Genomic DNA, 706 nt, shown 5'->3' with positions numbered 1-706 from the left:
ATGCTACGAAAGACAAGTAAGTACAGCCAAATTAACCATAAAAAGGTTCAACGCCTAATGCATGAAATGAATATTCAGGGGTCAGGATATCGTAAAAAGCGGGCTAAGTATAACTCTTATCCTGGACCTAATGGTCGAACAACTAAGAACCGCTTTCGTCGACGCTTTCAAACTGATCGTCGGCTTCAAAAACTTACGAGTGATGTCACAGAATTTAAAGTACCAGCAACTGGTGAGAAACTGTATCTCGAACCCATCTTGGACTTATACAATAAAGAAATCATCACCTATTCACTAAGCACTAAGCCTGACCTGGCCTTTGCTCTGAAACCAGTGCAAGAACTAGTAGCTAAACTGTCAAAGCGTCATTACCAAATCTATTTGCACACTGATCAGGGTTGGCAGTATCGTCATCGTTCATGGCAAAAACTCCTCCAAAAGAACGGCATCAAACCAAGCATGTCGCGAAAGGCAACAGCACTTGATAACGCCCCAATGGAAAGTTTTTTCAATAAGCTTAAGACAGAATTAGGCGAACTTTCACAATTTAATCGAGTCAATGAACTCAGAGAAGCCATTCAGAAATGGATTCACTATTACAACACAGAACGTATTCAAATCAAACTAAAAGGCCAATCGCCGATAGAATATCGGCAACTGGCCAGCTAGGTCTAAATATTTACTTCAACTTTTGGGGTACAGGTCA

The 706-nt window shown here is 40.8% G+C and carries 1 protein-coding gene; it reads left to right on the top strand.

The window, feature by feature from the left end:
• On the top strand, positions 1–669 hold a 669-nt coding region (locus tag AOQ29_RS02205), incomplete at its 5' end, for an IS3 family transposase (protein ID WP_061992918.1).
• Between the last annotated feature and the right edge of the window lie 37 nt (positions 670–706).

The sequence above is a fragment of the Fructobacillus ficulneus genome (genome assembly GCF_001047075.2).
GTDB lineage: Bacteria > Bacillota > Bacilli > Lactobacillales > Lactobacillaceae > Fructobacillus > Fructobacillus ficulneus.
The sequence above is the reverse complement of the archived record's forward strand: the minus strand, read 5'-3'. Positions and strand labels throughout refer to the sequence as shown.